This window comes from Sulfitobacter sp. M85 (assembly GCF_029285915.1).
Lineage (GTDB): Bacteria > Pseudomonadota > Alphaproteobacteria > Rhodobacterales > Rhodobacteraceae > Sulfitobacter > Sulfitobacter faviae.
Genome location: NZ_JABECQ010000002.1, coordinates 360,228 through 383,409 on the forward strand (window position 1 = coordinate 360,228; position 23,182 = coordinate 383,409).

At 61.0% G+C, this 23,182-nt stretch carries 22 protein-coding genes and 2 pseudogenes; 11 read left to right on the forward strand and 13 right to left on the reverse strand.

The annotated features are described in order from the left end of the window. Positions 1-33: 33 nt before the first annotated feature. Positions 34-714: a DnaA/Hda family protein gene (locus tag HKX24_RS05595; protein ID WP_271693247.1), complete on the reverse strand. Its 681-nt coding sequence runs from the start codon at positions 712-714 to the stop codon at positions 34-36. Between the two features lies 1 nt (position 715). Then, positions 716-1,798 (reverse strand): AI-2E family transporter, encoded by a 1,083-nt coding sequence (locus HKX24_RS05600; protein ID WP_067265471.1) that lies wholly within the window; start codon positions 1,796-1,798, stop codon positions 716-718. 201 nt (positions 1,799-1,999) lie between these two features. Between HKX24_RS05600 and proS the strand changes: the two genes are divergently transcribed. From proS to HKX24_RS05620, 4 genes are read left to right on the forward strand one after another with little or no spacing between them, the layout of a single operon-like run. Continuing rightward, positions 2,000-3,340 carry a proline--tRNA ligase gene (gene proS / locus HKX24_RS05605; protein WP_271687920.1) on the forward strand — a complete coding sequence of 447 codons (1,341 nt, stop codon included), beginning with the start codon at positions 2,000-2,002 and terminating at the stop codon, positions 3,338-3,340. 8 nt (positions 3,341-3,348) lie between these two features. Next, positions 3,349-3,855 carry a DUF2937 family protein gene (locus tag HKX24_RS05610; protein WP_271693248.1) on the forward strand — a complete coding sequence of 169 codons (507 nt, stop codon included), beginning with the start codon at positions 3,349-3,351 and terminating at the stop codon, positions 3,853-3,855. 54 nt (positions 3,856-3,909) lie between these two features. Then, positions 3,910-5,205, forward strand: coding sequence for a lipoprotein-releasing ABC transporter permease subunit (locus HKX24_RS05615; protein WP_271693249.1), 1,296 nt, complete (start codon positions 3,910-3,912; stop codon positions 5,203-5,205). Beyond that, positions 5,198-5,881: an ABC transporter ATP-binding protein gene (locus tag HKX24_RS05620; protein ID WP_271693250.1), complete on the forward strand. Its 684-nt coding sequence runs from the start codon at positions 5,198-5,200 to the stop codon at positions 5,879-5,881. Before HKX24_RS05615 ends, HKX24_RS05620 begins: the two co-directional genes overlap by 8 nt. Position 5,882: 1 nt before the next feature. Here HKX24_RS05620 and HKX24_RS05625 read toward each other — a convergent pair whose 3' ends face one another. The 6 genes from HKX24_RS05625 to HKX24_RS05650 form a co-directional block, all read right to left on the reverse strand. Then, positions 5,883-6,560 carry a hypothetical protein gene (locus tag HKX24_RS05625; RefSeq protein ID WP_276153850.1) on the reverse strand — a complete coding sequence of 226 codons (678 nt, stop codon included), beginning with the start codon at positions 6,558-6,560 and terminating at the stop codon, positions 5,883-5,885. A 387-nt stretch (positions 6,561-6,947) separates the two neighbouring features. Next, a complete protein-coding gene (locus HKX24_RS05630; protein ID WP_271687912.1) occupies positions 6,948-7,286 on the reverse strand; it encodes a DUF6693 family protein in 339 nt (112 codons plus the stop codon). 94 nt (positions 7,287-7,380) lie between these two features. Beyond that, positions 7,381-9,336: a DNA topoisomerase IV subunit B gene (parE, locus tag HKX24_RS05635; RefSeq protein ID WP_271693252.1), complete on the reverse strand. Its 1,956-nt coding sequence runs from the start codon at positions 9,334-9,336 to the stop codon at positions 7,381-7,383. Positions 9,337-9,432: 96 nt separating this feature from the next. Then, complete coding sequence (locus HKX24_RS05640; protein ID WP_271693253.1) at positions 9,433-9,810, reverse strand: type II toxin-antitoxin system death-on-curing family toxin; 378 nt, start codon at positions 9,808-9,810, stop codon at positions 9,433-9,435. After that, positions 9,807-10,055: a hypothetical protein gene (locus HKX24_RS05645; protein WP_067263649.1), complete on the reverse strand. Its 249-nt coding sequence runs from the start codon at positions 10,053-10,055 to the stop codon at positions 9,807-9,809. Before HKX24_RS05645 ends, HKX24_RS05640 begins: the two co-directional genes overlap by 4 nt. Before the next feature lie 47 nt (positions 10,056-10,102). Beyond that, positions 10,103-10,990: an alpha/beta hydrolase gene (locus HKX24_RS05650; protein ID WP_271693254.1), complete on the reverse strand. Its 888-nt coding sequence runs from the start codon at positions 10,988-10,990 to the stop codon at positions 10,103-10,105. Between the two features lie 149 nt (positions 10,991-11,139). On the opposite strand from HKX24_RS05650, the gene HKX24_RS05655 reads away from it, so the two are divergent. Continuing rightward, a complete protein-coding gene (locus HKX24_RS05655) occupies positions 11,140-12,495 on the forward strand; it encodes an MATE family efflux transporter (RefSeq protein WP_271693255.1) in 1,356 nt (451 codons plus the stop codon). Positions 12,496-12,498: 3 nt separating this feature from the next. Here the strand turns inward: HKX24_RS05655 and HKX24_RS05660 are convergent, their stop codons facing one another. Beyond that, positions 12,499-12,900: a hypothetical protein gene (locus HKX24_RS05660; protein WP_271693256.1), complete on the reverse strand. Its 402-nt coding sequence runs from the start codon at positions 12,898-12,900 to the stop codon at positions 12,499-12,501. An 11-nt stretch (positions 12,901-12,911) separates the two neighbouring features. Then, the gene (locus HKX24_RS05665; RefSeq protein WP_271693257.1) at positions 12,912-14,114 is read right to left on the reverse strand and encodes a pyridoxal phosphate-dependent aminotransferase; all 1,203 of its coding nucleotides are present in this window, start codon (positions 14,112-14,114) and stop codon (positions 12,912-12,914) included. A gap of 85 nt (positions 14,115-14,199) precedes the next feature. On the opposite strand from HKX24_RS05665, the gene HKX24_RS05670 reads away from it, so the two are divergent. The 4 genes and pseudogenes from HKX24_RS05670 to HKX24_RS05685 all read left to right on the forward strand — a co-directional run bounded on the left by HKX24_RS05670 (position 14,200) and on the right by HKX24_RS05685 (position 17,206). Next, on the forward strand, positions 14,200-14,601 hold the full coding sequence (locus HKX24_RS05670; RefSeq protein WP_271693258.1) for a helix-turn-helix domain-containing protein: 402 nt from the start codon (positions 14,200-14,202) through the stop codon (positions 14,599-14,601). Continuing rightward, positions 14,594-14,860: a succinate dehydrogenase assembly factor 2 gene (locus HKX24_RS05675; protein WP_271693259.1), complete on the forward strand. Its 267-nt coding sequence runs from the start codon at positions 14,594-14,596 to the stop codon at positions 14,858-14,860. The genes HKX24_RS05670 and HKX24_RS05675 overlap by 8 nt, the downstream gene beginning before the upstream one ends. Positions 14,861-14,944: 84 nt before the next feature. After that, positions 14,945-15,220: pseudogene (locus HKX24_RS05680) on the forward strand (winged helix DNA-binding protein); the annotation flags it as partial. Between the two features lie 762 nt (positions 15,221-15,982). Beyond that, complete coding sequence (locus tag HKX24_RS05685) at positions 15,983-17,206, forward strand: AIPR family protein (RefSeq protein ID WP_271693260.1); 1,224 nt, start codon at positions 15,983-15,985, stop codon at positions 17,204-17,206. 1,764 nt (positions 17,207-18,970) lie between these two features. Here the strand turns inward: HKX24_RS05685 and HKX24_RS05690 are convergent. Further along, a complete protein-coding gene (locus HKX24_RS05690) occupies positions 18,971-20,530 on the reverse strand; it encodes a recombinase family protein (RefSeq protein ID WP_271693261.1) in 1,560 nt (519 codons plus the stop codon). Between the two features lie 47 nt (positions 20,531-20,577). On the opposite strand from HKX24_RS05690, the pseudogene HKX24_RS05695 reads away from it, so the two are divergent. After that, positions 20,578-20,826 (forward strand): annotated as a pseudogene (locus HKX24_RS05695) (winged helix DNA-binding protein); the annotation flags it as partial. Here HKX24_RS05695 and HKX24_RS05700 read toward each other — a convergent pair. After that, positions 20,820-21,563 carry a DUF1194 domain-containing protein gene (locus HKX24_RS05700; protein ID WP_271693262.1) on the reverse strand — a complete coding sequence of 248 codons (744 nt, stop codon included), beginning with the start codon at positions 21,561-21,563 and terminating at the stop codon, positions 20,820-20,822. The pseudogene HKX24_RS05695 and the gene HKX24_RS05700 overlap by 7 nt on opposite strands. Before the next feature lie 104 nt (positions 21,564-21,667). Further along, positions 21,668-22,102, reverse strand: a complete 435-nt coding sequence (locus tag HKX24_RS05705; protein ID WP_271693263.1) for a VOC family protein — start codon at positions 22,100-22,102, stop codon at positions 21,668-21,670. A gap of 223 nt (positions 22,103-22,325) precedes the next feature. Here HKX24_RS05705 and thyA point away from each other — a divergent pair, with 223 nt between their 5' ends. Continuing rightward, positions 22,326-23,048: a thymidylate synthase gene (gene thyA, locus HKX24_RS05710; RefSeq protein WP_276153886.1), complete on the forward strand. Its 723-nt coding sequence runs from the start codon at positions 22,326-22,328 to the stop codon at positions 23,046-23,048. Positions 23,049-23,182 lie beyond the last annotated feature (134 nt).

Below are 23,182 nucleotides of genomic sequence, written 5' to 3' on the forward strand. Positions count from 1 at the left end.
GGTTTGCGAAGGCTTGCGTTAATTATTCCAGTATCACGCGCGCGGCGGGGCGATGTCCAGCACCTGCGCGGCCAGTGCGCGGGTCAGGGGGCGCTTCTGCGCGAGGCTGGCAGCATCCAGCCGGTCGACCAGCGCGATGGCGGCGGCAAAGGAACGATCCATCCGGGTCATCAGGTAATTGATCAGTTCAGGCTTGGGCGTCAACTGCCGGTCGGCCAGCAGTTTGACCAGCAGGGCCGAGAGCAGCGCATCGTCGGGCGCCTCCATCTCGACCATCGTGGCGCCGCGCATCCGGCTGACCAGATCGGGCAGCGTAAGGCCCCAATGCGCCACCGGCCCGGTGCCGGTGAGCAGCAGCGCCTGACCTTCGGCCAGCACGAGGTTGTGCAGATGGAACAGCGCCGTTTGCGCCGCTGCATCCCCGGCGATCAGATGCACATCCTCCACGGCAACTGGACCACGGGCGAGGGCGGGAATGTCGGCCTCCAACAGATCCGCCGCGCTGATGATCCGCGCGCCCGAAAGGTCTGCCCAAACATGCGTCAGATGCGTCTTGCCTGAGCCTTGCGGCCCAGTCAGCGCCAGCTTGCCGCCCGCCCAACCGCGCCAGCCGTCGATCATCGCCATGGCCATGGCGTTGGAAGGCGCGACAAAGAAAGCGTCGCGGCCCAGAGCCGTTCGGCTGGGCAGGTTCAACCCGAGTTGGTGGGCCATGCTAGCGGATGTCCTCGTCGACGGTCGTTTCAGGCTCTCGGCCTTTGTAGAGCACGCTTTCGCGGTAGCGTGCCGTGGCGAAACGCGCGATCACGCCGATGGCGGCGGCCACGGGCACTGCAACCAAGAGGCCCACGAAGCCGAAAAGCGTGCCGAAGACGGACAGTGCCAGCAGCAGCCAGACCGGGTGCAGACCGACCGAGTTGCCCACGAGCTTTGGCGTCAGCAAATTGCCTTCGACCACTTGGCCCAGCACGAAGATGCCCGCGACGAGACCGATGGAAAGCCAATCCCCCCAAAATTGAAACAACGCCAGACCGATCGCCAGCGCCCCGCCGATCAACGCGCCGAGGTAGGGGATGAAGGTGACCAGCCCCGCGACAAAGCCGACGACGAGGCCGAATTGCAGCCCCACCAGCATCAGCGCCACGGCGTAATAGGTGCCAAGGATCAGGCAGACCGTGCCCATGCCGCGCACGAAAGAGGCCAACGTCGCGTCAATCTCGCGTGCCAACTGGCGAATCGTCGGCGCGTGGTCACGTGGCAGCAGCCGGTCGATGGCGGCGACCATACGGTCCCAATCGAGCAGCAGGTAAACCGCGACCACGGGGACGATGACGAACAAGAGCAGGACGTTGATCAGCGACGCAAAGGAGGCCAGCGCGGTTTGCAGCAATTGCCCGCCGCGTTCCTGAATGGTGGTGCCCAGCGTCGTCAGCGAGGTGCGCAGGGTCGAATCATCGTCCAAGAGAGAGGGGAAACGGTCGGTGATGAAATCGGTGAAATTACGGGTCAGCTTGGGCGCGGTCTCGATCAAGTTCACGGTCTGGTTCACCAGCGTCGGGATCACCAAAAGCGCCATCAGCACGAAGACCAAAAGCGCCACCACGGTGATGACGGCGGTGGCCATGGTGCGGCTGAGGCCCAAACGCTCCAACCGGTCGGCCACGGGGTCGAGGAAATAGGCAATCGCCCCGCCCAGCAGGAAGGGCAGCATCACATCGCCGATGAACCATAGTGCTACCATGAACACCGCAGCCGCGATGCCCCAGTACTTCAATTGGTCTCTGATTGGCAGGGCCATGGCGCTCTCCGGCAGGGAATGCCATCACATCGCCCATGTGGCGTTTCGTTTCAAGCCTTGGCTGCGGGTGGCGCGCGCGTCAAAGGCGCGGAACGGGCAAGCGGTGGAACTGGCCCAGCGGTCCGCCAGACCTCAGCGATGTGATTGTCTCGCCCTTTGACATGCACTAGTCAGGGGGCAATGCGTCAATGAGGAAACACCATGCGTCTGTCCCAATATTTTCTACCCGTGCTGAAGGAAAACCCTGCCGAGGCGCAGATCGTCAGCCACCGGTTGATGCTGCGGGCGGGGATGATCAAGCAATCCAGCGCGGGGATCTATTCTTGGTTGCCGTTGGGCTACAAGGTGCTGCGCAAGGTCGAAGAGATCGTGCACCAAGAGCAGCAGCGCGTGGGCCATATCCCGATGCTGATGCCGACGCTGCAATCGGCGGACCTGTGGAAGGAATCGGGCCGCTATGACGCCTATGGCCCCGAGATGCTGCGCATCCGCGACCGGCAGGACCGCGACATGCTCTATGGTCCCACCAATGAAGAGATGATCACCGATATCTTCCGCAGCCATGTCGGCTCTTACAAAGACCTGCCGCTGACGCTCTACCACATCCAGTGGAAATTCCGTGACGAGATCCGCCCGCGTTTCGGCGTGATGCGGGGTCGTGAGTTCCTGATGAAGGACGGCTATAACTTCGACCTCACCAAAGAGGACGCGTTGCACGCCTATAACCGCCATCTGGTCAGCTACTTGCGCACCTATGAGCGGATGGGCCTGCAAGCGATCCCGATGCGCGCCGACTCTGGCCCCATCGGCGGCGACGACACGCATGAGTTCCTCGTGCTGGCCGAAACGGGCGAATCGGAGGTTTTCTATGACAGCGAGATCACCGATCTGACCTTTGGTGACCGCGAGATCGACCCAAATGATCACGACGCCTGCCGCGCGGTGTTGGAGGAGTTCACCTCCCGCTACGCCCGCACGGATGAGACCCACGATCCGGAAGTATTTGCCAAGGTGCCGGAAGAGCGCCAGCGCAGTGCCCGCGGCATCGAAGTGGGGCAAATCTTCTATTTCGGCACCAAATATTCCGATGCGATGAACGCCAAGGTGCAAGGCCCCGACGGCAAACAGGTGCCGGTGCATATGGGCAGCCACGGCATCGGCGTCAGCCGCCTGCTGGGCGCGATCATCGAAGCCAGCCATGATGACAAGGGCATCATCTGGCCCGAAGGGGTGACGCCCTTCCACGCGGGGATCGTGAACCTTAAACAGGGCGATGCGGAGGCCGACGCGGCCTGCGACGCACTTTACAAGAGCCTCAAGGCGCTGGGCCTCGATCCGCTTTATGACGACCGCAAAGGCGGGGCGGGGATGAAGTTCGCCACGATGGATCTCATCGGTCTGCCATGGCGCATCACCGTCGGCCCGCGCGGGCTGAAGAACGGCGTGGTCGAACTCACCAGCCGCCGCACGGGCGAGAGCGAGGAACTGCCGCCCGAACAGGCGGTTGAGAAGATCGCCAAGATCTACGCCGGTATCGTCTGAGGGCCGCGATGATCCTGCGGGCGCTGACATTGGCCGGTGGGATCGTAAGCGCAGGCATTGCCGCACAAGGCCCGGGGTTCACCCGGGCCTATGTGTTTCAACTGGAGGCGGCGGAGCAGCGCCTCGCCAAAGTCGTGGCGGATTTCGATGCCGCCGCGCAGGCCGCAGGGCTGGTGCGGGAAGACGCCGTGGCGCGGCTGCGCGGATCGGCGCTGCTAGAGCGCCGGGGCTTGGACCTGCGCCGCAACATTGAACGGCAAGGGGGGCTTGAGGCCACATTGCCACGGCTCCAATCGGCGGGCCCCTTCCTGCGCTGCTATCTGCTATGGCGCAGCCCGGATGCCGAAGCCTTGCGCGCCGCCCTGCGCGGTTTTGCCCCCACCGCCCCGCGCAGCCGGACCGAATGGCTCTTCGCCGGTTTGGGGTTCATCGCGGGGGCCAGTCTCACCCGCCTGCTGCTATGGCTGCCCACGTGGCCTGCACGCTTCCGCCGCCGCCGGGCATTGCGTTCTTGACCCTGCTGGGGCAAAGCCTCAGGTTGCGCGCACCTCAGACCGGAGCCTTCCCGCATGGCCAGCAAACCCACACGCACCGCCCCATTCGCGGCCTTTGAATGGATGATCGCTTGGCGCTACCTGCGCGCCCGCCGCGCCGAAGGGGGTGTCAGCGTCATGACGTGGATCAGCCTCATCGGCATCACGCTGGCGGTCTTCGCGCTGATCGCTACGCTTTCAGTCCGCTCAGGGTTTAGGGCCGAATTTGTCGACACGATCCTCGGGGCCAACGCCCATGTCACGGTCTACACGATGGGCGAGGTGCTGCCCAACGGCCAGATCGACCGCACCATCGATGATTACGAGGCGATGGCCGAGCGGGTGGCAGCCGTTGAGGGCGTGACACGTGTGGCGCCGCTGGTGCGGCAACAGGTCATGGCCAATCGCCGCCAGTCGAACGCAGGCGTCGAGGTTTTCGGCATCGCTTCGGATGATTTGATGACCATCCCCGGCATCCAGCCTTCGGAGCGTTCTTTCGGTGACATCACGCGTTTTGAAGAGGGCATGGCCATCGGCAGCGGCGTGGCGCAGTCCTTGGGCGTGCAGGTCGGCGATAGCGTCAAGCTGATCTCGCCCAATGGGGTAAAGACCGCCTTTGGCACCAGCCCGCGGGTCAATGCCTATGAGGTGGTCTATATCTTCTCTGCCGGGCGCTACGATATTGATAAAACACGGGTCTACCTGCCGATCACCGAGGCGCAGAGCTTTTTCAACCGCGAGGGCGTGGCGGATGAGCTGGAGGTTATGGTCGAAGACCCGGAAGGCGTGGACGCCATGGCGCCCGCGCTGATGCAGGCAGCGGGTGAGCGCGCGCAGGTCTGGACATGGCGCGACGCCTCAAGCTCCTTCCTCTCGGCGCTCGACATCGAGGACCGGGTGATGTTCGTGATCCTCAGCGTGTTGGTGCTGATCGCGGCGATGAACATCGTTTCGGGGCTGATCATGCTGGTCAAGAACAAGGGCCGCGACATCGGCATCCTGCGCACCATGGGGCTCAGTGAGGGCTCAGTGCTGCGGGTGTTCTTCATCTGCGGCGCCTTTACCGGCATCATTGGCACGGCGGCGGGCGTGGTGCTGGGGGTGCTCTTCGCCATTTACGTCGACCAGATCTTCGCCTTCGTGAACTATCTCAGTGGCGGCACGGCTTGGGATGCTTCGATCCGCGGCATCTACTTCTTGCCCGCGAAACTGCAACTGGGCGACGTCCTATCGGCCGTTGCGCTGTCGCTCGGCCTGTCCTTTGTCGTCACGATCTTTCCCGCCCGCCGCGCGGCGCGGATGAACCCGGTGGAGGCCCTGCGCTATGAATGATCCCGTCTTGCGCCTGAGCGGCATTTCCAAGGCCTACAACCCCGGCAAGCCGAACGAGGTGCAGGTGCTGCGCGGCATCGACCTTGAGGTGGCCCCCGGCGAGGTGGTCGCGCTGGTGGCGCCCTCCGGGGCGGGTAAGTCGACGCTGCTGCATATCGCGGGGCTTTTGGACACCGCCGACAGCGGCACGGTGCAGATCGCGGGCGATGACCTGACGGGCCAGAGCGACCGCCGCCGCACGGCCGTGCGCCGCGCCGACGTGGGCTTCATCTACCAGTTCCACCACCTGCTGCCCGAGTTCACGGCGCTGGAAAACATCGTGCTGCCGCAGCTGGCAAATGGCGTGGTGCGCAAGGAGGCCGAGGCGCGGGCGCGGGAGCTACTGACGCAGGTCGGCATCGCCGAGCGCGCCGATCACCGCCCCGCCGCCATGTCGGGCGGTGAGCAGCAGCGGGTGGCCTTTTGCCGCGCGCTGGCCAATGCGCCACGCCTGCTGCTGGCGGATGAGCCAACGGGCAACCTCGACCCCTCAACCTCGGATCAGGTCTTTGCCGCGCTGATGGCGCTGGTACGCGGCACCGGGCTTTCGGCGGTGATCGCCACCCATAACCTCGAACTGGCGGCCCGGATGGACCGGCAAATCCGGCTCGAGGCGGGGCAGTTGGTGCCGGTCTGACTCAGCCGCAGATGTTTTCTAACTCGACCCCGTCCCAGGGCAGGCCCACGTCATAGGGGCGGCTCTGGGGCAGGGGGGCGACGGGCGTGACCTCCGACAGCATCGCATGCAGCCGCTTGGTGCGCGGCGCCTGCGGGTCGAGCGCGCGGCAGCAGACGAATTCCTCCACGATCGAGCCTTGTTGCTCATAGCCAAAGTCGAGGAAGCGCGGCTTGGTATCCACGTCGAAGAGGTAGGGGTCCGGACTGGTGAATTGCTCGGAGGCCGCGCGCAGGGGCGAATAGCCGGTGAGGTCGCGGTTCTGCCATTGCCAGACATGGGTGATCTCATGCGCCAGCAGCATGGCGGCGATCAGCCCGATGCGGTCGGGGTGATCGGGCAGGTAATCCTCGAGGTACCAATCCTTGTCGAAGAGCACATGATCGAAGAGCGCCACGGCGGCGGGTTTCGAGGTGACGGTCTCGCCCACCTGCGGCGGCAAGATACGCTCGCGACAAGTCGTGCGCGGGCGCGGCTTGCGGCGGAAGGTGACCGCGCGGGTGGGGGCACCGTCGTGCAGGCGCACGCGGTCGTAGTTGAGGGTGGGCCCGTGGATGGTGGCGAGATAGGCGCGTTCGTTCTCGGTCAGCGGCCGACCGCAGGCGGTGAGGAGGAGGCAGAGGAGAAGCGCGCGGATCATGGGATGAGTTAGGCGCGGGGGAGGCTGTGGATCAAGGGGGAAGTTTGGGCAACCGCGAAACATTAGGGCCGCGCCCGACCTCGGGCCGAAGGGCTACTTGGAAAAGGTCCAGTGGACCTTTTCAGCCCGGAGGGCGGCGCAAGCCGCGGGGTGCACGCATGTGCGCCCTCCCCGTGGGGAGGGTGAAGACCGTCTCGCAAACTCTCTGGGGGAGAGTTTGAGGTCTGAACGGGCGGAGCCCCGGACAGGCGCGGCCCGGGACGGGGTCCCGGGCTGGTTTTCAGATGACTTCGATTTGAGCGTAAACGCCTTACTTCTGGAAGAAGGGGCGCTGATGCTGCTGGGCTTAGAGCCGACGATGACCTGCCAGCACCTAAGAAAAGACGTTTAAAGAGGCCGAATTGTAGCGGCATTAAGCAGTCGTTTGATCACAGCAGGCCAGTAAACAAAATACGCCAAGCCTAATGTGATGATCGACAGTAGAAGCCAGAACAATGCGTGCCCTATGATGTCCGCGAAAGAGACCTCAACATTGATCTTCCCCACAGTGTTTCCCGCAGGGTCGACCAAGGTGGATCGGTTCATCGGCGCCTTCAAAAAGTAATAAGGCAGGACGAACAAAGCCAATCCAAAAGTTATAACGGAAAGCAGAATCCAAATGATGATTTGGCCTATCGCTTCCCCAACCGAAAAATCGCATTTAAGCTTATAGCCGTTTAGGGTCATGGGAAATTACCTCAGTTAAAAAAGTAACTATTCCCATAGTTGTTTTCTTCGGTCAAACTCAACTTAAGCTTCGGGTTGGCTCTTTTCAGCTCTTTCAAACATCCAACTCCTCCACAAACTGCGCATTCTGCTGAATATACGCGAACCGCATCTCCGGCTTCTTCCCCATCAGCCGCTCCACCAGATCCCCGGTCTCGCCCGGCACGTCCTCGTCCACGGTCACGCGGATCAGCTTGCGGGTCTCGGGGTCCATCGTGGTCTCTTTGAGGTCCTTCGCGTCCATCTCGCCCAGACCCTTGAAGCGGCTGACGTCGATCTTTCCCTTGCCGCCGAGGCCCTTCTCCAGCCACATATTCTTCTCGGCCTCATCAAGGCAATAGACCCGCTTGGCGCCTTGGGTCAGGCGGAACAGCGGCGGGCAGGCGAGGTAGAGGTGGCCCGCGTCAATGAGCGGGCGCATCTGGGTGAAGAAGAAGGTCATCAACAGCGAGGCGATATGCGCGCCGTCGACGTCGGCGTCGGTCATGATGATGATCTTATCATAGCGCAGATCGTCGAGGTTGAACTTCGTGCCCATCCCGACGCCGAGCGCCTCGCACAGGTCGTTGATCTCGGCATTGGTCGAAAGCTTGCTCGAGGCCGCGCCCAGCACGTTGAGGATCTTGCCCTTAAGCGGCAGCAGCGCCTGTTTCTCGCGATTGCGCGCGCCTTTGCCCGAGCCGCCGGCGCTGTCGCCCTCGACGATGAAAAGCTCCGTGCCCTCGCGGGATTTGCTGGTGCAATCGGTCAGCTTGCCGGGCAGGCGCAGCTTCTTGGTGGCGGATTTGCGGGCGGTTTCCTTTTCCTGCTTCCGGCGCATCCGCTCTTCGGCGCGCAGCACGAGGAAATCGAGGATGGCGCCGGCGGATTTCGTGTCCGCCGCCAGCCAGTTGTCAAAGTGGTCGCGTACCGCGTTTTCCACCAGTCGCTGCGCCTCAGTGGTGGCGAGGCGGTCCTTGGTCTGGCCCACGAACTCCGGCTCGCGGATGAAGCAGGACACCAGCGCGCAGCCCCCGGTGATCAGGTCGTCGCGGGTGATGTCCTTGGCCTTGCGGTTATTGGCCAACTCGCCATAGGCCCGGATGCCCTTGAGGATCGCAGCCCAGAAGCCGCTTTCATGGGTGCCGCCCTCGGGCGTGGGGACGGTGTTACAATAGGACTGGATGAAACCGTCGCGCGCCGGCGTCCAGTTGATGGCCCATTCGACCTTGCCCGGCACGCCGAAACGCTCTTGGAACTCGACGGTGCCGGCAAAGGGGTTCTCGGCATAGGTCGTGGCCTTGCCCAGCGTCTCGCGCAGGTAGTCGGCCAGACCGCCGGGGAAGTGGAAGGTCGCCTCCATCGGCGTGTCGCCGTCCTCGATCTCGGACTTCCAGCGGATTTCGACGCCGGAGAAGAGATAGGCCTTGGAGCGGACCATCTTGAGCAGGCGTGCGGGCTTGAAGCGGTGCGCGCCGAAAATCTGTTCGTCGGCGTGGAAAGTGACGGTGGTGCCGCGCCGGTTGGGGGCCGCGCCGATTTTCTCGACCGGGCCTTGCGGGATGCCGCGCGAGAAACGCTGCTCAAAGAGTTCACGGTTGCGCGCGACCTGAACGACCATGGAATCCGACAGCGCGTTCACGACCGAAGCACCAACCCCGTGCAGACCGCCCGAGGTCTGATAGGCCTTGCCCGAGAACTTGCCGCCCGCGTGCAGGGTGCAGAGGATCACCTCGAGCGCAGATTTGTCGGGAAACTTCGGGTGCGGGTCGATCGGGATGCCGCGGCCGTTGTCGCGGATGGTGACCGAGTAATCGGCGTTCAACTCCACCTCGATCCGGTTGGCATGGCCCGCGACAGCCTCGTCCATCGAGTTGTCGAGCACCTCGGCCACCATATGGTGCAGCGCGCGCTCATCGGTGCCGCCGATATACATCCCGGGGCGTTTGCGGACGGGCTCCAGCCCCTCCAGCACTTCGATGGAGGAGGCATCGTATTCGGTGGGTTCCTGGCCGGAAAGAAGGTCGGTCATGCGGGCCTGCTCTTTGTTTGTGGGTGGGGGCCATTTTGACAGCCCCGCGCGCCGGGGGCAATCGCGGGTTTGTCTTGGGCTGCTGTTTTGCCCGGGTCAGCCAGCTTTGGCGCGCAGCCAGTCGGCAAGGGTCTCTTCATCGACGCGGCCTTGGGCCACTTCGCGGATCAGATCGCCTGCCTCGATGGTTTCGTGGTCGATCCGGATGCCATTGAGGTGGAGGCAGACGATCATGGTCTTATAGGCGGTGCGCTTGTTCGCATCATTGAAGACATGACCGGTGGCCACGGCGACGCAATAGGCGGCGGCAAGATCGAAGGTATCCGCGATCATCCCGTAAACCAGCCTGTTGTCCACGCGGCCCAGTGCACCATCGAGAGATTTATCCAGCGCCCGACCCGCGAGTTCGCCGTGGTTCAAGACGGCATCGTGAATCGTTTCGACAAGCTCGGCGTTCAGCAGGACATAGGTCATTTGTCTTTGAGGTAGTCGAGCACGGGCTGGGTTTGCTCACGGGTCGCGGCAATGCTCTCCATCACCTCATCCAGCGTGGCCACACGCGGCTCTTCTTGCAAAGTCGCCTCGGCGGGTACGAAATAGCCCACGCAGCGCGAGTTCTTCATCACCGCCACGGGCTTGCCGCCCGAACGTTCTAACACCTTATGCGGCTCGCGCATCTCGGTCATGGTGGCGATGTGGTTGGTGTGAATGCGGGTCATGGCGCGGCTCCTGAATGCATAACTGAATATACATTCTTTCGCCCATTTTACAAGGGCCGCCGCCTGCACCAGTTGAGCACCGCCGCCGCCACCTCCGACGGCTTTTGATGGTGCAGCCAATGATCCGCCCCTTCGATCTCGACCCGGGTGAGGTCCGGCGCGAAAGCCTCCAACCCGGCGGTGGCTTCGGGCAGAAGGGCGGTGTCTTCCGTTCCCCAGATCAGCAGATGCGGGCAGGGGACGCGCAAACGGTCGACCGGGAATTCTGGCAGGTCGCGCAGGGGCTTGCCGGGCGCGGCGACTTGCAGGGGGGAGGCACGATACCAGTTGATCATCGCCCTGAGCCGCCCAGGCCGCCCCCATTCCGCGCGGTAGTCCTCAAGCCGCGCGGGCGTCAGCCAACTGAGGTCCATATTGGCGGAAAAAAGGTCGAGCAGTCCCGCGAAATCGTCCCGCGCCAGCCGCACCGCGCTGCCTTCGGCGCGCAGCGCGTTAACATATTGCGAGGCGCGCGACTGCGCCCCGCCTGCGGCCATGGCGCGCTGAAACGGCACGGGATGCACGCCGTTGAGGACGACCAGCCGGGCCACCAGCTCAGGCCGGAACATCGCCAAGGCGTAGCCCACGGAGGCCCCCCAGTCATGCGCCAAGACGGTCACTGGCCTGTCGCCGATCAGGGCGGCCATATCGGCCATGAGATGCGCCATCGCATAGGGTTCGATCCCCTCGGGCGCGCTGCTTTGGCCATAGCCGCGCTGGTCGGGGGCGATGCAGTGGAAATCTTGGCACAGCAGCGGTGCCAGATCCCGCCACGCGCCGCCGTATTCGGGAAAACCGTGGAGCATCAACAACGGCGGCAGGCTCTCATCGCCCCAGTGGCGAATGAAAATCTCCTGACCGTTCAATCGGCGGGTTTCGGTCCGTGTCGGTTCCATCGCGAGCCCTCCTGCCACCAGCTTTGCCGTTAAGGGCCGCGGACGCAAGGATTTCATGGCAAAACAGTGGCATCGGCCCCGCGCAAACCCATGGCAGAGCGTAAAAACCGCACTTCCCCTTTGCAGCGACCCGGCGTAAGGCTCGTGCCATGAGCAAGACAATGACCAACCGCAATCACGTCCGGGCGATCCTGACACTCGGCCTGCCGCTGATCGGCGGGCATCTGGCACAGATGGCCATCGGCGTGACCGATACCGTCATGCTCGGCTGGTATTCGGTCGAGGCACTGGCGGCGGTGGTCTTGGGCAGCACCTATTTCTTCGTCCTGTTTATCTTTGGGTCGGGCTTTGCCATGGCGGTAATGCCCTTGGTGGCCGCCTATGACGCCGAAGATGACGAGATCGGCCTGCGCCGCGCCACGCGCATGGGGCTGTGGCTCTCGGTGGGGTTCGCCATGATCGCGCTGCCCGCGATGATCTGGTCGCCCGCGGTGCTGGACCTTTTGGGGCAGGGGCCGAACCTTGCCGACCGGGCGGGCGATTACCTCAAAGTGGCGGGCTGGGGCATTCTCCCTGCGCTTTTGGTGATGGTGTTGAAATCCTACCTCGCCGCCTTGGAGCGCACGCAGGTGGTGCTGTGGATCACCCTGCTGGCCGCCGGGGTCAATGCGTTGGCGAATTACGCGCTGATCTTCGGCAACTGGGGCGCGCCGGAGCTTGGCGTGATGGGGGCGGCTGTGGCCTCGGTCACGACGCAATGCGTCTCGCTGATCGGGGTGGTGATCTATGTGCTGATCGCCCTGCCGCAGCACAGCCTGTTCGTGCGGCTTTGGCGGGTGGACGGGCAGATGTTGCTGCGGGTGTTCACGCTGGGCCTGCCGATTGGCCTGACCACGCTGAGCGAAGTCGGCCTCTTCGCGGCCTCCTCGCTGATGATGGGCTGGCTGGGGACGATCCCGCTGGCGGCACATGGCATCGCGATCCAACTCGCCTCGCTGACCTTCATGGTGCATCTGGGGCTGAGCAATGTCGCCACGATCCGCGCAGGCAATGCCTATGGCCGCCGCGACGTGCCGCATATGAAGCGCGGCGCGGTGATCGTGACCGTGCTGTCGCTGGTCTTTGCGCTGCTCACCATGGTTGGCTTTGTCGGCTGGCCTGAGCCGCTGATCTCGGTCTTCATGCAAGAGGATGAGCCCGCGCGGGCTGAAATCCTTGCCATCGGCACCGGGCTTCTGGTGATGGCGGCGCTGTTCCAACTGGTCGATGGGGCGCAGGTGGTGGCCCTTGGGCTGTTGCGTGGGGTGCAGGATACCAAAGTGCCGATGGTCATGGCCGCGGTCAGCTATTGGATCGTCGGCATGCCCTGTTCCTACCTGCTGGGCTTTGTGCTGGGCTTCGGGGCCATGGGCATCTGGGCCGGGCTGGTGGCTGGGCTGGCGGTGGCCGGGCTGCTGCTGAATGCGCGTTTCTGGGGCGTGATCGTGAAGCGGCTGGCGGTCTAAGCGTCAGCCCCGATCCATCCGATCCGCCTTTTTGCGCACCAGCGTGCTGCGCAGGTCGTGCATGGCCAGCAACAGCTCATCCGTCACCGCCTCAAGCTCGGCATCCGTGGCGCGGGACTGCGCCCATTGGGTGGTGAGGTTCAGATGCTCCACGGCGCGGCGGATGTCGTCAATCTCGCGCGCCGCAAGGGTCTCGCGGCGGGCCTTGGTCCAGCGGGCAATCTCGGCCTGATCGGCCTCGGTCAAACGGTGCTGCCCATGAGGCTTTACCTCTCCGTTGCGGATGTTGACGACGGCGATCTGCTCCATCTCGATCCGGCGCTGGCGGTTCGCGGCATCCAGCCGAAACACCGCCGCGCCATTCTCGCGGACCCTGAAGTAATAGTCGGGAAGATCGCCCGCCATGGTGTTGTCCCTTACGTCAGCCCGGCGCAGAAGCTCTGGATGCGGCTGCACGCCTCTTTCAGCGCCTCATCCGAGGTAGCGTAGCTGACCCGGAAATTCGGCGAAAGCCCGAAGGCCGCGCCAAAGACGACCGCAACGCCGGTCTCCTCAAGCAAAGCGGTGGCGAAAGCCTCGTCATCCGTGATCTTGGTGCCCGCCGCCGAGGTCTTGCCGATCAGCCCGGCGATAGAGGGATAGACGTAAAACGCCCCCTCGGGCGTCGGGCAAGTGATGCCCTCGATGGCCGAGAGCATCTCCACCACCAGATTGCGGCGGCGCACGAAGGTCTCGTTGTTTTCGGCGATGTAATCCTGCGTGCCGTTCAGCGCCTCCACCGCGGCCCATTGGCTGACCGAACAGGGGTTCGAGGTGCTCTGCGACTGGATCTTGCGCATCGCACCGATCAGCTTTTCCGGCCCTGCGGCATAGCCAATGCGCCAGCCGGTCATGGCATAGGCTTTCGACACGCCGTTGACCGTCAGCGTGCGGTCGTAGAGTGCGGGTTCCACCTGCGCGGGCGTGCAGAACTCGAAACCGTCGTAGGCGAGGTGCTCATACATGTCGTCGGTCATCACCCAGACATGCGGGTGGCGCATCAGCACGTCGGTCAGCGCCTTCAGCTCGTCGTGGCTGTAGCCCGCCCCGGTGGGGTTCGAGGGGGAGTTGAAGATGAACCATTTGGTCTTGGGCGTGATCGCCTCTTCCAGCGCCTCGGGGGTGAGCTTGAAATCATTCTCAAGCGTCGCGGGGGCGATGACCGGCGTGCCGCCCGCCAAAAGCACCATGTCGGGGTAGCTCACCCAATAGGGCGCGGGGATCACGACCTCTTCGCCTGGGTTCATCGTGGCCATCAACGCGTTGTAGAGGATCTGCTTACCCCCGGTGCCGACGCTGACCTGCGCGGGCGTGTAGTCGAGCCCGTTGTCGCGTTTGAACTTGGCGCAGATCGCCTGTTTCAACTCGGGGATGCCGTCGACGGGGGTGTATTTCGTCTTGCCCGCGTTGATCGCGGCCACGGCTGCGTCCTTGATGTTCTGCGGCGTGTCGAAATCCGGCTCGCCCGCGCCAAGCGCGATGATGTCGCGCCCCGCGGCCTTGAGTTCTGCCGCTTTGGTGGTGACGGCGATGGTGGGCGACGGTTTGACCCGATCAAGGGTCGCGGACAGCAGTTCCATTTCAGCCTCGGGTTGCTTATGAATATCTCCACGTTCATAGGGGGCGTCCCCGCACCCGGCAAGGGTGTCTGGCAGGAGAGGAAGCATGACCGACGAGATTGACTGGTACGGCCCCGAGGCCGCCACCTTTGGCGACCGGGTCGCGGCGGCCCGCGAACAGACCGGCATGACACAGGCGATGCTGGCCAAACGGCTGGGCGTGCGCCTGTCCACCCTGCGCGGTTGGGAAGACGACCTGTCGGAGCCGCGCGCCAACCGGCTGTCGATGCTGGCGGGGCTGCTCAATGTCTCGATGATGTGGCTGATCACGGGCGAGGGGGAGGGCGTCGATGCCCCCGAAGCGGGCGAGACCGCGCGCCGTGTCGATCTCGAAGAGGTGCTAGCCGATATGCGCGCCCTGCGCAGCGACCTGCTGAAAAAGGCCGAGACTGTCGGCAAATTGGAAAAGCGCATTCGGCGCCTCATGACGGAGCCCGCAGATGCCTGAAGCCCCCGAACACCGGATCAAACGCCTGCAAATGCGCTCTATGCGCCGGGGCATCAAAGAGATGGACCTGATCCTCTCGGCCTATGCCGAGGCGCGGTTGCCCCAGATGGATGACGCGGGCCTCACGCTCTACGACCAAATGCTGAACGAGAATGACCACGACCTCTATCTTTGGGTCAGCGGACAGACCGAGGCTCCGGCGGAATATGCGGCTCTGATCGCGGATATCCGTGGGCAATTGGCCGAGGCGCGGGGCTAATTCAGAAAACCCGAAAGGGTTTAACGAATTATTCTGATTTTTTAGCGAGTTTCCGGTTCAAACAAGGTGAACCGGAGATTTCGCATGAGCATTCAAGACCCCGCCACGCAGCCGATGGCCATAAAGGGTTTCATGGCAGGCTATCTTGAGTCCCTGTCGCTGGTCGAGCGGCTGCACCGCTTGCTGCTGGACGTGATCAAGGACGAATTCGAGCGCGTCGGCGTGTTGGAGATCAACGCCGTCCAAGCGCTGCTTTTGTTCAATATCGGCGATAATGAAGTGACCGCGGGAGAGCTTAAAAGCCGCGGTTACTATCAGGGCAGCAACGTCAGCTACAACCTCAAGATGTTAGTAAAATTAAAAGTAAAAGGGGAGGATAGGCAGCTGCCCCATGACAGCCATTGTCGCTATCGTGCCGGGGGGCACGGGGGGAAGCCGAGGAAGGTCTTCGCTATAAAAGCCTTTCAGATTTTTTTGCCCAATATTGTACGGCGCATTTTGTTTGCGCTGTAGAGTTCTATCACCAGTTGGCAGTACGGAACCAAGATTGCGAACCACAAGTCCTCGCTCATTTTCTCTGCGAAGTTCCGAGATATGATGCAACGATGGAGCAACATGAGACCAACCTTGCTGACCTCAAGCAACTTGAAGAAGCGCACAGTCGTATTCAGTTCGATCCTTCAAAAGCCCGATCGTGTCGCGGGGACGATGGTGGTAGTCGCAGCATCCAAGCTTGCTGCTGAAGGAATCATAGCGGACGAGCTGGAGGCGGATGCGCGAGGCTCTTCTCGCGACTTACGGAACGGATATCAACGAGACAATAGTGAGCGGTGCTGTGTCCTCTCTTCTCGTCGGCGCCGCTTTCGCAGCAAGTAGGGCATTGCACGCCGGGACTATCAGCGAACGTAAGTTTAAGGCGGCTATGGGCGATGTTGGGGTTGGCTTTGGGGCCGCGCTGGCACATGAGGTCATCTTACAGTGACCCACCACATATGGTGGTTCAAATCAGCGATAGTTGCGCGTTGATGGTTCATGTGATAACATAATCTCAGGTAATCCTGCCTGCCAGGGCCATCGCGCCCTGTAACATAGGCCCATCGCGGCTCATGGAGTAAGACAAACATGGCTATCAAACCATATCGGTTTGAGGTGTCCGAAGCGCGTAGCGTCAAACACCCAACTCTTCCGAACATCGTCAAGCATACTTTTCTCGTCCCGGCGCGACTCTTTCCCAAAGGCGTCCCGACCGGAGCGAATTTGCGTGACCCGGTTGGCATGAACCGGCAAGTCTACAAAGATGTGAAAGCCAGCCTTGAAGGTAAAGAGGCGCTTCCCGGCACCTTTGATCTGCTGAACCTTGGTATTACGATCATTGCCGAAGACATTGAGATGATCGACAAGCGGATCTTCGATGTCATGATTGACGATGACTACGGCATTGCCAATGGTGGGCATACCACAGAGATCATTTACGGCTGCCAAGAGGATGACTCAATCGCCGAAGGCCAGCATGTGGAGGTCAAAATCATCACGGGACTTGATGGTGTAGACAACCATACACTTCGCGTGGATATCGCCAGAGGCCAGAACACTGGCATCTCGGTTCAGCCTCGTTCGATTTTTGAGCTTGATGGTGCCTTCAAGAGTCTCAAAGAGGTGGTGGAAGGCCAAGATTGGGCAGATGATATTGGTTTCAAGGAATCGGATAGGAAAGACATCGACGTCCGTGAACTGGTGTCCATGCTCGAGTTAATGAACGTCACAGATTACCCCGTTCGAGACTCAAGGCACCCGATCGCTGCGTACGAAAAATGGTCTGCTCCTCTCAAGAAGTTCGGCGATGACTTTGAAGAGCATCGCGATAACCCGGCGGGGAGAAAGTACGCGGCATTCGAGCCTTTGTTGCTCGATACTCTCGTTCTCTATGATCATATTCGCCGTGACTTCCTCCGAGTGTACAATGACACTGTAGGCGGCCGCGCTGGGAACCTCCGTATCGTTGAAAAAGCTCCGCCGTCCAGAGGGCGCTATCAGTTTCGGTATGCGAAGCTCGATGATCACGATCAAAGGCTCACCAAAGGCGCCGCGTATCCGATTCTGGGTGCCTTCAGGAACTTTGTCACCATCGACCCCACAACTGGGGTCGGAGAGTGGGCTGGAGGGTTTGACAATGTACTGTCCTCGTGGAAAGAGCTTGCTCCCGAGCTGGTTTCGGAGACCAAACAGGCAATCCGCGATATCGGCAATGCACCGGATTCTCTTGGCAAAAACCGGAACCATTGGGCCAACCTTTTCAAGACCGTGAGGCTGCATGTCATGCAGCAACAGCTGGATACAATGGGTTGAGGAGGCTTGTGATGCGAAGCACAGAAAGCAAACTTCTCATCCGAATTGGAAAGCACTTCGAGGCCAATGCCAGTGGCAACGTAGCCGTTGCAGCGGTCTTTGTGATTGTTCTGGTCTCTATGGGGATCGGCTACTCTTTCCTTTGATCACAGTGGCGGCTGCTTCCCCGTGGCCGCTACCATCTCTTCAGGTGGATTTTTTCGAACCGTTCGATTTTTGCAAACTATTCCGAAAAAAGGTGGGAAAGCCAAGGACGACCTTTCTGCCTGCTTGTGCCTGAAAGCCCAAACGCAGCTCAGTACCATCCATTTTCCTATGTTGTGCTGGAAGTGGCACAGAAGGGCCAGATACGCTCTCTCGCAGGACTGTGTGGGGAAGCCTGCAGAGTCGCTCCCGGTGCGCTTGCGGCAGTGCCCTCCCGACAAACATCAGTTGATCTGAGAGGCGCCCCACAGGGTCGCTGCGGGTGCCTACAGTCAAATGGCTCACGTTTGTTGAATCGCGATTCCTTCGATCTTCTCCCCACTGCGTACTTTTCGTACGTAAGTCGAGATTGAGACCCCGAAAAACATCTCTGTGTAGGCGCTGGCCGCTCTTGCGATGTTCATTCTGTTATCTGCCCGGGGACGCTCCGAAAGCAGCGCTGGGTCAGTGAGAATGTTACGAAGACCACCGTCCGATGGAACTTGATCGAGGATTTCACGCATTACACCAAGGCGATACCCGGGTGGGACAACGTAGAGGGCTTCGCGAAGGCGTTGGGACCTCTCAAAATGACGCATGCTCCGTGTTCGGTTCTCGGTAGACCTGTCACCTCGGGCCCCGTTTTTTCGACACGGATCGGAGCAGTACTTTTGGTTTGAGCGTCTGGGCGCGAACTGCAAGTTACACTGCGGGCATAGTAATGCTTGAAGCATGTTTGTCTCTTTCAGGCGTATAGGGATTGGGAGGAGGGCGCACCAATCCGCCTCCGCACATGTAATGAAGAGACCTTGAGGGCGTTGTTTAACTGAGGACACTGTGTGCATCTCGAGCGATCACTCGAGGTGGAGACCAGTATTAGAAAACGAGAATGGTGGGGCGGGAACGGACCTATTTGGTCAGTCAATGATGCTGACGACCATCCGGAGATGAGTTGCTATCGACTACGATAAAAGGGGCATAGGACAGTCATTGCACAGGCCTTGAGGTCTATCTGAGGTAACGCAATAGCCCAACAAGGTTGGAGCAAGCAGGCATGATGGGAGAGCTGCTCGTAGTTGTGAGGTGGAATATCGAAGGTCTCAATTATCTGAGTTGGCGCGGGGCCAATCCTGCCTTGTGGGTCGGATCATTGAGGCGCTTACCTGTTTGCATCAACATTCAGCTCTGCAGCTTCGCGCTGGTTGCCTGACAGTCATCCTCAGGCGATCACCTGAGGTGCACTCAGGATGGTAACTATAGGTAGATCTCTTGGTATTTTCTTCTCATGGGGGAGCAGTAACTCCCTTTCCCCTCCAAACATAAGGTAGATCATTACGTATCTCTTGTCTCAGAAGAGGGGTGGAATACCGCATCCTTATTTTCGTGGCTCTGTCAGGTCCACGGTGTCTGCCCTATAGAGAAAGTGGGTTCCTCAATGTTAAACGCTCGTCGTTTTCAAAGCCAAGTTGCGTGATGATTTCCAAATGGTTCGGTCGGCGCATGCACTTGTAATGGTCGCTTTCAGATCGCGGTAACCGTAAAGGATCGAATGACCAAGAATAGGAAGACGAAATAAGGTCGCTATTGGAACATCAGTTCGGTATCCCCAAGGTCTATGGTTGCGCCATTTTTCAGCGTGACGATCAGCATGGTCTTTCTCTCCGGCCCTCGTTTCTTGTCACCTCTGAGGACGGTCACCTGTTCGATGATCATTCGCACCCACTGGTTGGCTTCCCAAGGTTCCATTCTCCCGCGCTGAAGAGCGTCTGGGAGATCATCAGGTACCTCCTGTGCCGCGAGCGCTTGCCCTCTACGCAAATCCTTGAGGTATCCCTGCAGTTCCTCGATATTCGCTTCAGCTGCCAGAAGGTTACTTTCAACAATGGCCTTGAACCGTGGGGAAAGTGGTTCTTCTTCCAGTCTTTTTGTCGCCGCATGAGCATCGCCCAGAGCAGTTGCCAAAGCCGCCTCAATGCTCTCGATTTCAGGGTTACTATCAGTCTGGTGTGCTGCGACGATCTCAGACCAACCGTTAAGAAACCGGCTTTCAATCACGTTCCTCGACGCAAGCCAGCGCCTCGTCGTAGTTTCAACGTAGGCAAAAGAACCATCGGTTCCCTTGCGACAGACGCAGCGTTCCCCCTCCTTGGTCCGAATAACCCCAGTGAGTATGCCGTGGGTCCTTCGTTTCGGGTTGTTGACGATCCGGTTCCCTTCCTTGCGCTGGGCGATGCCATTGAGACGCATCCTTACTCGGCGCTGGACATCCTCGTCGACTATTCTCGGGAAGTAGTCCTCCTTCTGATCGAACACGGTCCGGTCATTTTTGGTCCCTCGTCCGATCTCAAGAATACCATAGGGGGCCTTCGATTTAACCAGCCTGTAGATGTTGCCACTTGCGAAAGTCTTGCCCCTCGGGGTCTTGATGCCTCGGTCACGGAAGCTCTTTGCGATAGACCATACGGTGTCACCATCCGCGAACCTTGAGAACAACTCGCGTGTCACCGCGGCGCGATCCTCAATGATCTCGAACTGACCATCGTCCATGGTCCCAACCAGCTTCAGCCAGTTTGGGATTGCTCTTGAGCGGAGCCGTTTGCCCTCGCGTACCTGCTCGAGGTTCCTTTGCCATCCATGTCTGACGCGCTTGGACTTTGTGAGGCTCTCTTCGTGTGCCCTCTGGAATGTGAGAATGATCTCGATCCCGGTCATCGCATCTTCATCCAGATCGTTCTGACTGTACCGCTTGTTGTTTGCGAGGGTAACGACGTCCACACCGGCGTCGATGATCTCTTCGAGCGTATTCCGGGCCTTCCTGATCTTCTGTCGTGAGATGCGGTCAAGGTTCTCTACCAGCAGCACTGAACCTGTAGGGACAGCTCCGCTCTCAACGGCGGCAAGGAACGCTGCGAGACGCCCTGCGGAACTGTTGTCTCCCTTGAAGGCTGAAACTGCCAAGTCCTCGAAGGTCGTAGTCGAGAGGACGTACCCGTTTTCATCAGCCCATCTCCTCGCTGCCTCAGTCTGCCGCTCGAGGCTGGCGCCTTGCCTTTGCTTTTCACTACTGAAGCGGACGTATGAAAAGGCGAGGGGGCGCTGCTCAACGCTCGCAGGTGAGTCGACGCGGTGTTGGGTGATCACGATATAAGCTCCTATCCAGTACCCCTCCTTTATTGCGCTCTATCACAAACATCAAGAAACTGGTCGAAATGGGCTATATGCACCATCAACGCTGCGAGATTGACCGCCGTTCCGTGCGCGTGCGGCTGACCGAAAAGGGGCGCTATATCCGAGATGTGGTCGCTGATCTTTTCTCGCGCCATGCCGATGGGATGGAAAAAAAGGGCGTCTTGGGGGATGCGGGGATCGAGGATATCACCCGCTCGCTCAAACGGATGGAGCGGTATTGGACGGATCAGATCCGCTATATCTACTGATCCCGGGCAGGGGGGAGGTGGGCATAGGCCCGCCCGTCCAATTCACGTAGGAGTTTTCGGGTCATGGCGCGGGCGTAATCTTCGAACCCCTCTGCCGCCTCAACGAATGCCCTGGGGCCGAGGACGACTTCGGCCCGGTAGTATGACGCCAGCCCGCCGACCTCGGCCTGTCCGCTGTCGCCAACGGCTGCGTCTTCTGTTCCGATCACCAAGCCATTTATGGTCAGCCTCTGCGGCGTGAGGGGCTGGGCTTGCAAATTGTGGCGTATATCCCGGGGCCGCGGCCCGAAGTTCGAAATGCCATCGCCGGAGATATCCAGCGTGTGCTTCCGGCAGTCCGACCGTGCCGCCAACTGCCGCGCGCCGAATTGCATGGCATCGCCCAAGGCCGTGCCGGGCGAGGCCGCGCGCCGCTCCGTGTTGCGTAATTGAGCGATTGCATCGTCAAGCGTAGCTGCATCGCGCAATGGCGTCCAAGGCAGGATTACCCGCTGATCGCTGGACCCGCTCCACTCATAGACCATCAGATCGACGTGATGCCCCGGCAACGCCAATAGGGCGTCTCGCACGCGCGGGTCCTCCAGCGCTTCGGCCACGCCGCCGATCTGCAACTGATACTCCCGCGCATCGACCGAACCTGAAACGTCCAGCCCCAAGGCCAGCGCCTGACGACAGGCGGCCTCGGCCCATTGCGTGCTTGATAGGCTGATAAAAAGGGCGAGGGCGGCACGGATCATCGCTCTACTTTCTCCGCCTTCGGCAGGGCATCAGAAAAGCGCGGGAGGCGGGAAGCCCCCCTGCGCAGAGCCCATCAGCGCCAGAGCGGCACCAATGCAGCCGCTCACCAATGACCGGTGTTTTCCATGCTGGCCCATGGTTCCTGCACGGGCTGGGCGTCACCCTCTTGCAGCAGTTCGACGGAAATATTGTCGGGCGAGCGGACAAAGGCCATGCGCCCGTCGCGCGGCGGGCGGTTAATGGTGACGCCGTTGTCTTGCAGATACTGGCAGGTCTCATAGATATTCTCGACCGTATAGGCGAGGTGGCCGAAATGGCGGCTGTCGCTGGGCAGCGCATCGTCGCCGTCCCAATTGTAGGTCAGTTCGACATCGGCGTGACCGTCGTCCATGCCCGGGGGGCAGAGGAAAACCAGCGTGAAACGGCCCCCTTCGTTGTCGATCCGGCGCCGCTCGACCAACCCCAGAAGTTTGTAAAATGCGATGGAGGCGTCGAGATCTTTCACGCGCACCATGGTGTGCAGGTATTTGATGGGCATCGGTTTTCCTTTGGTTGGCTGGCCTGAATGGGGCGGCGCCCCTTTCAAGCTTGAATGTCGTTCAAAGCGGGCGGGGGTAAATCAACCCTTCGCGCTTCGCGGTGGAGGATAGGGGCGAAACCCGCGGAGTCAAAGTGGGCGGGCGATGTCTGTTGATCGGCTTGAGGCCGAGGGCCCGGAAGGCTATGCAGAAGCAACCGCCACGAATGATGAGGAAGCCCGCGTGAAACAGTACCATGATGCGCTGCGCGAAGTGCTGGAGCAGGGGGTGACCTCGACCGACCGCACGGGGACGGGGACGATCTCTCATTTCGGGATGCAGCAGCGTTACCGGATGGCCGAAGGCTTTCCGCTGGTCACCACCAAAAAGCTGCATCTGAAATCCATCGTGCATGAGCTTTTGTGGTTCCTCGCCGGGGATACGAACATTGCCTATCTCAAGGAAAACGGCGTTCGCATCTGGGACGAATGGGCCGATGAGAACGGCGATCTCGGCCCGGTTTACGGCCACCAGTGGCGGCGTTTCCCGATGGTGGGTGACCCGATGCCCCAGCCCGATGGCACGCTGCTCCATCAAGCCGGGCAGGTCGATCAGATCGCCAAACTGGTCGAGGCAATCCGCAAGACCCCCGACAGCCGCCGCCTGATCGTTTCGGCGTGGAATCCGGGCGAGGTGGACCAGATGGCGCTGCCGCCCTGCCATACGCTCTGGCAGGTGCGCATCGCGGGCGGCAAGCTGCATTTGCAGCTTTACCAGCGCTCGGCGGATATGTTCCTCGGCGTGCCCTTCTTTTCCGGCATAGCAAAAATAGTTTGGCCGCCGAGGCAAAAGGTTGCAAGGGCCGACTGGCGGCCCCGGCTGCTGACGAACCGGCGCGGCACAGACAGTGCGGGCGTAGCGTCCTGCCGGCCGGCGCGGCTTCGCGCAAACCGCCACAGCGCCTGATCGGCACGCGAGCGTCTGACGCTTTAGAAAGGCGTCGGATGCGGTCAATCAAAACCACGCAAATCTGCGAGACCGCTATTCCGGCATCCGCCCACAATAGCGCTATTGTCCCAGTTAGAAGCGCTGGCTGTAGC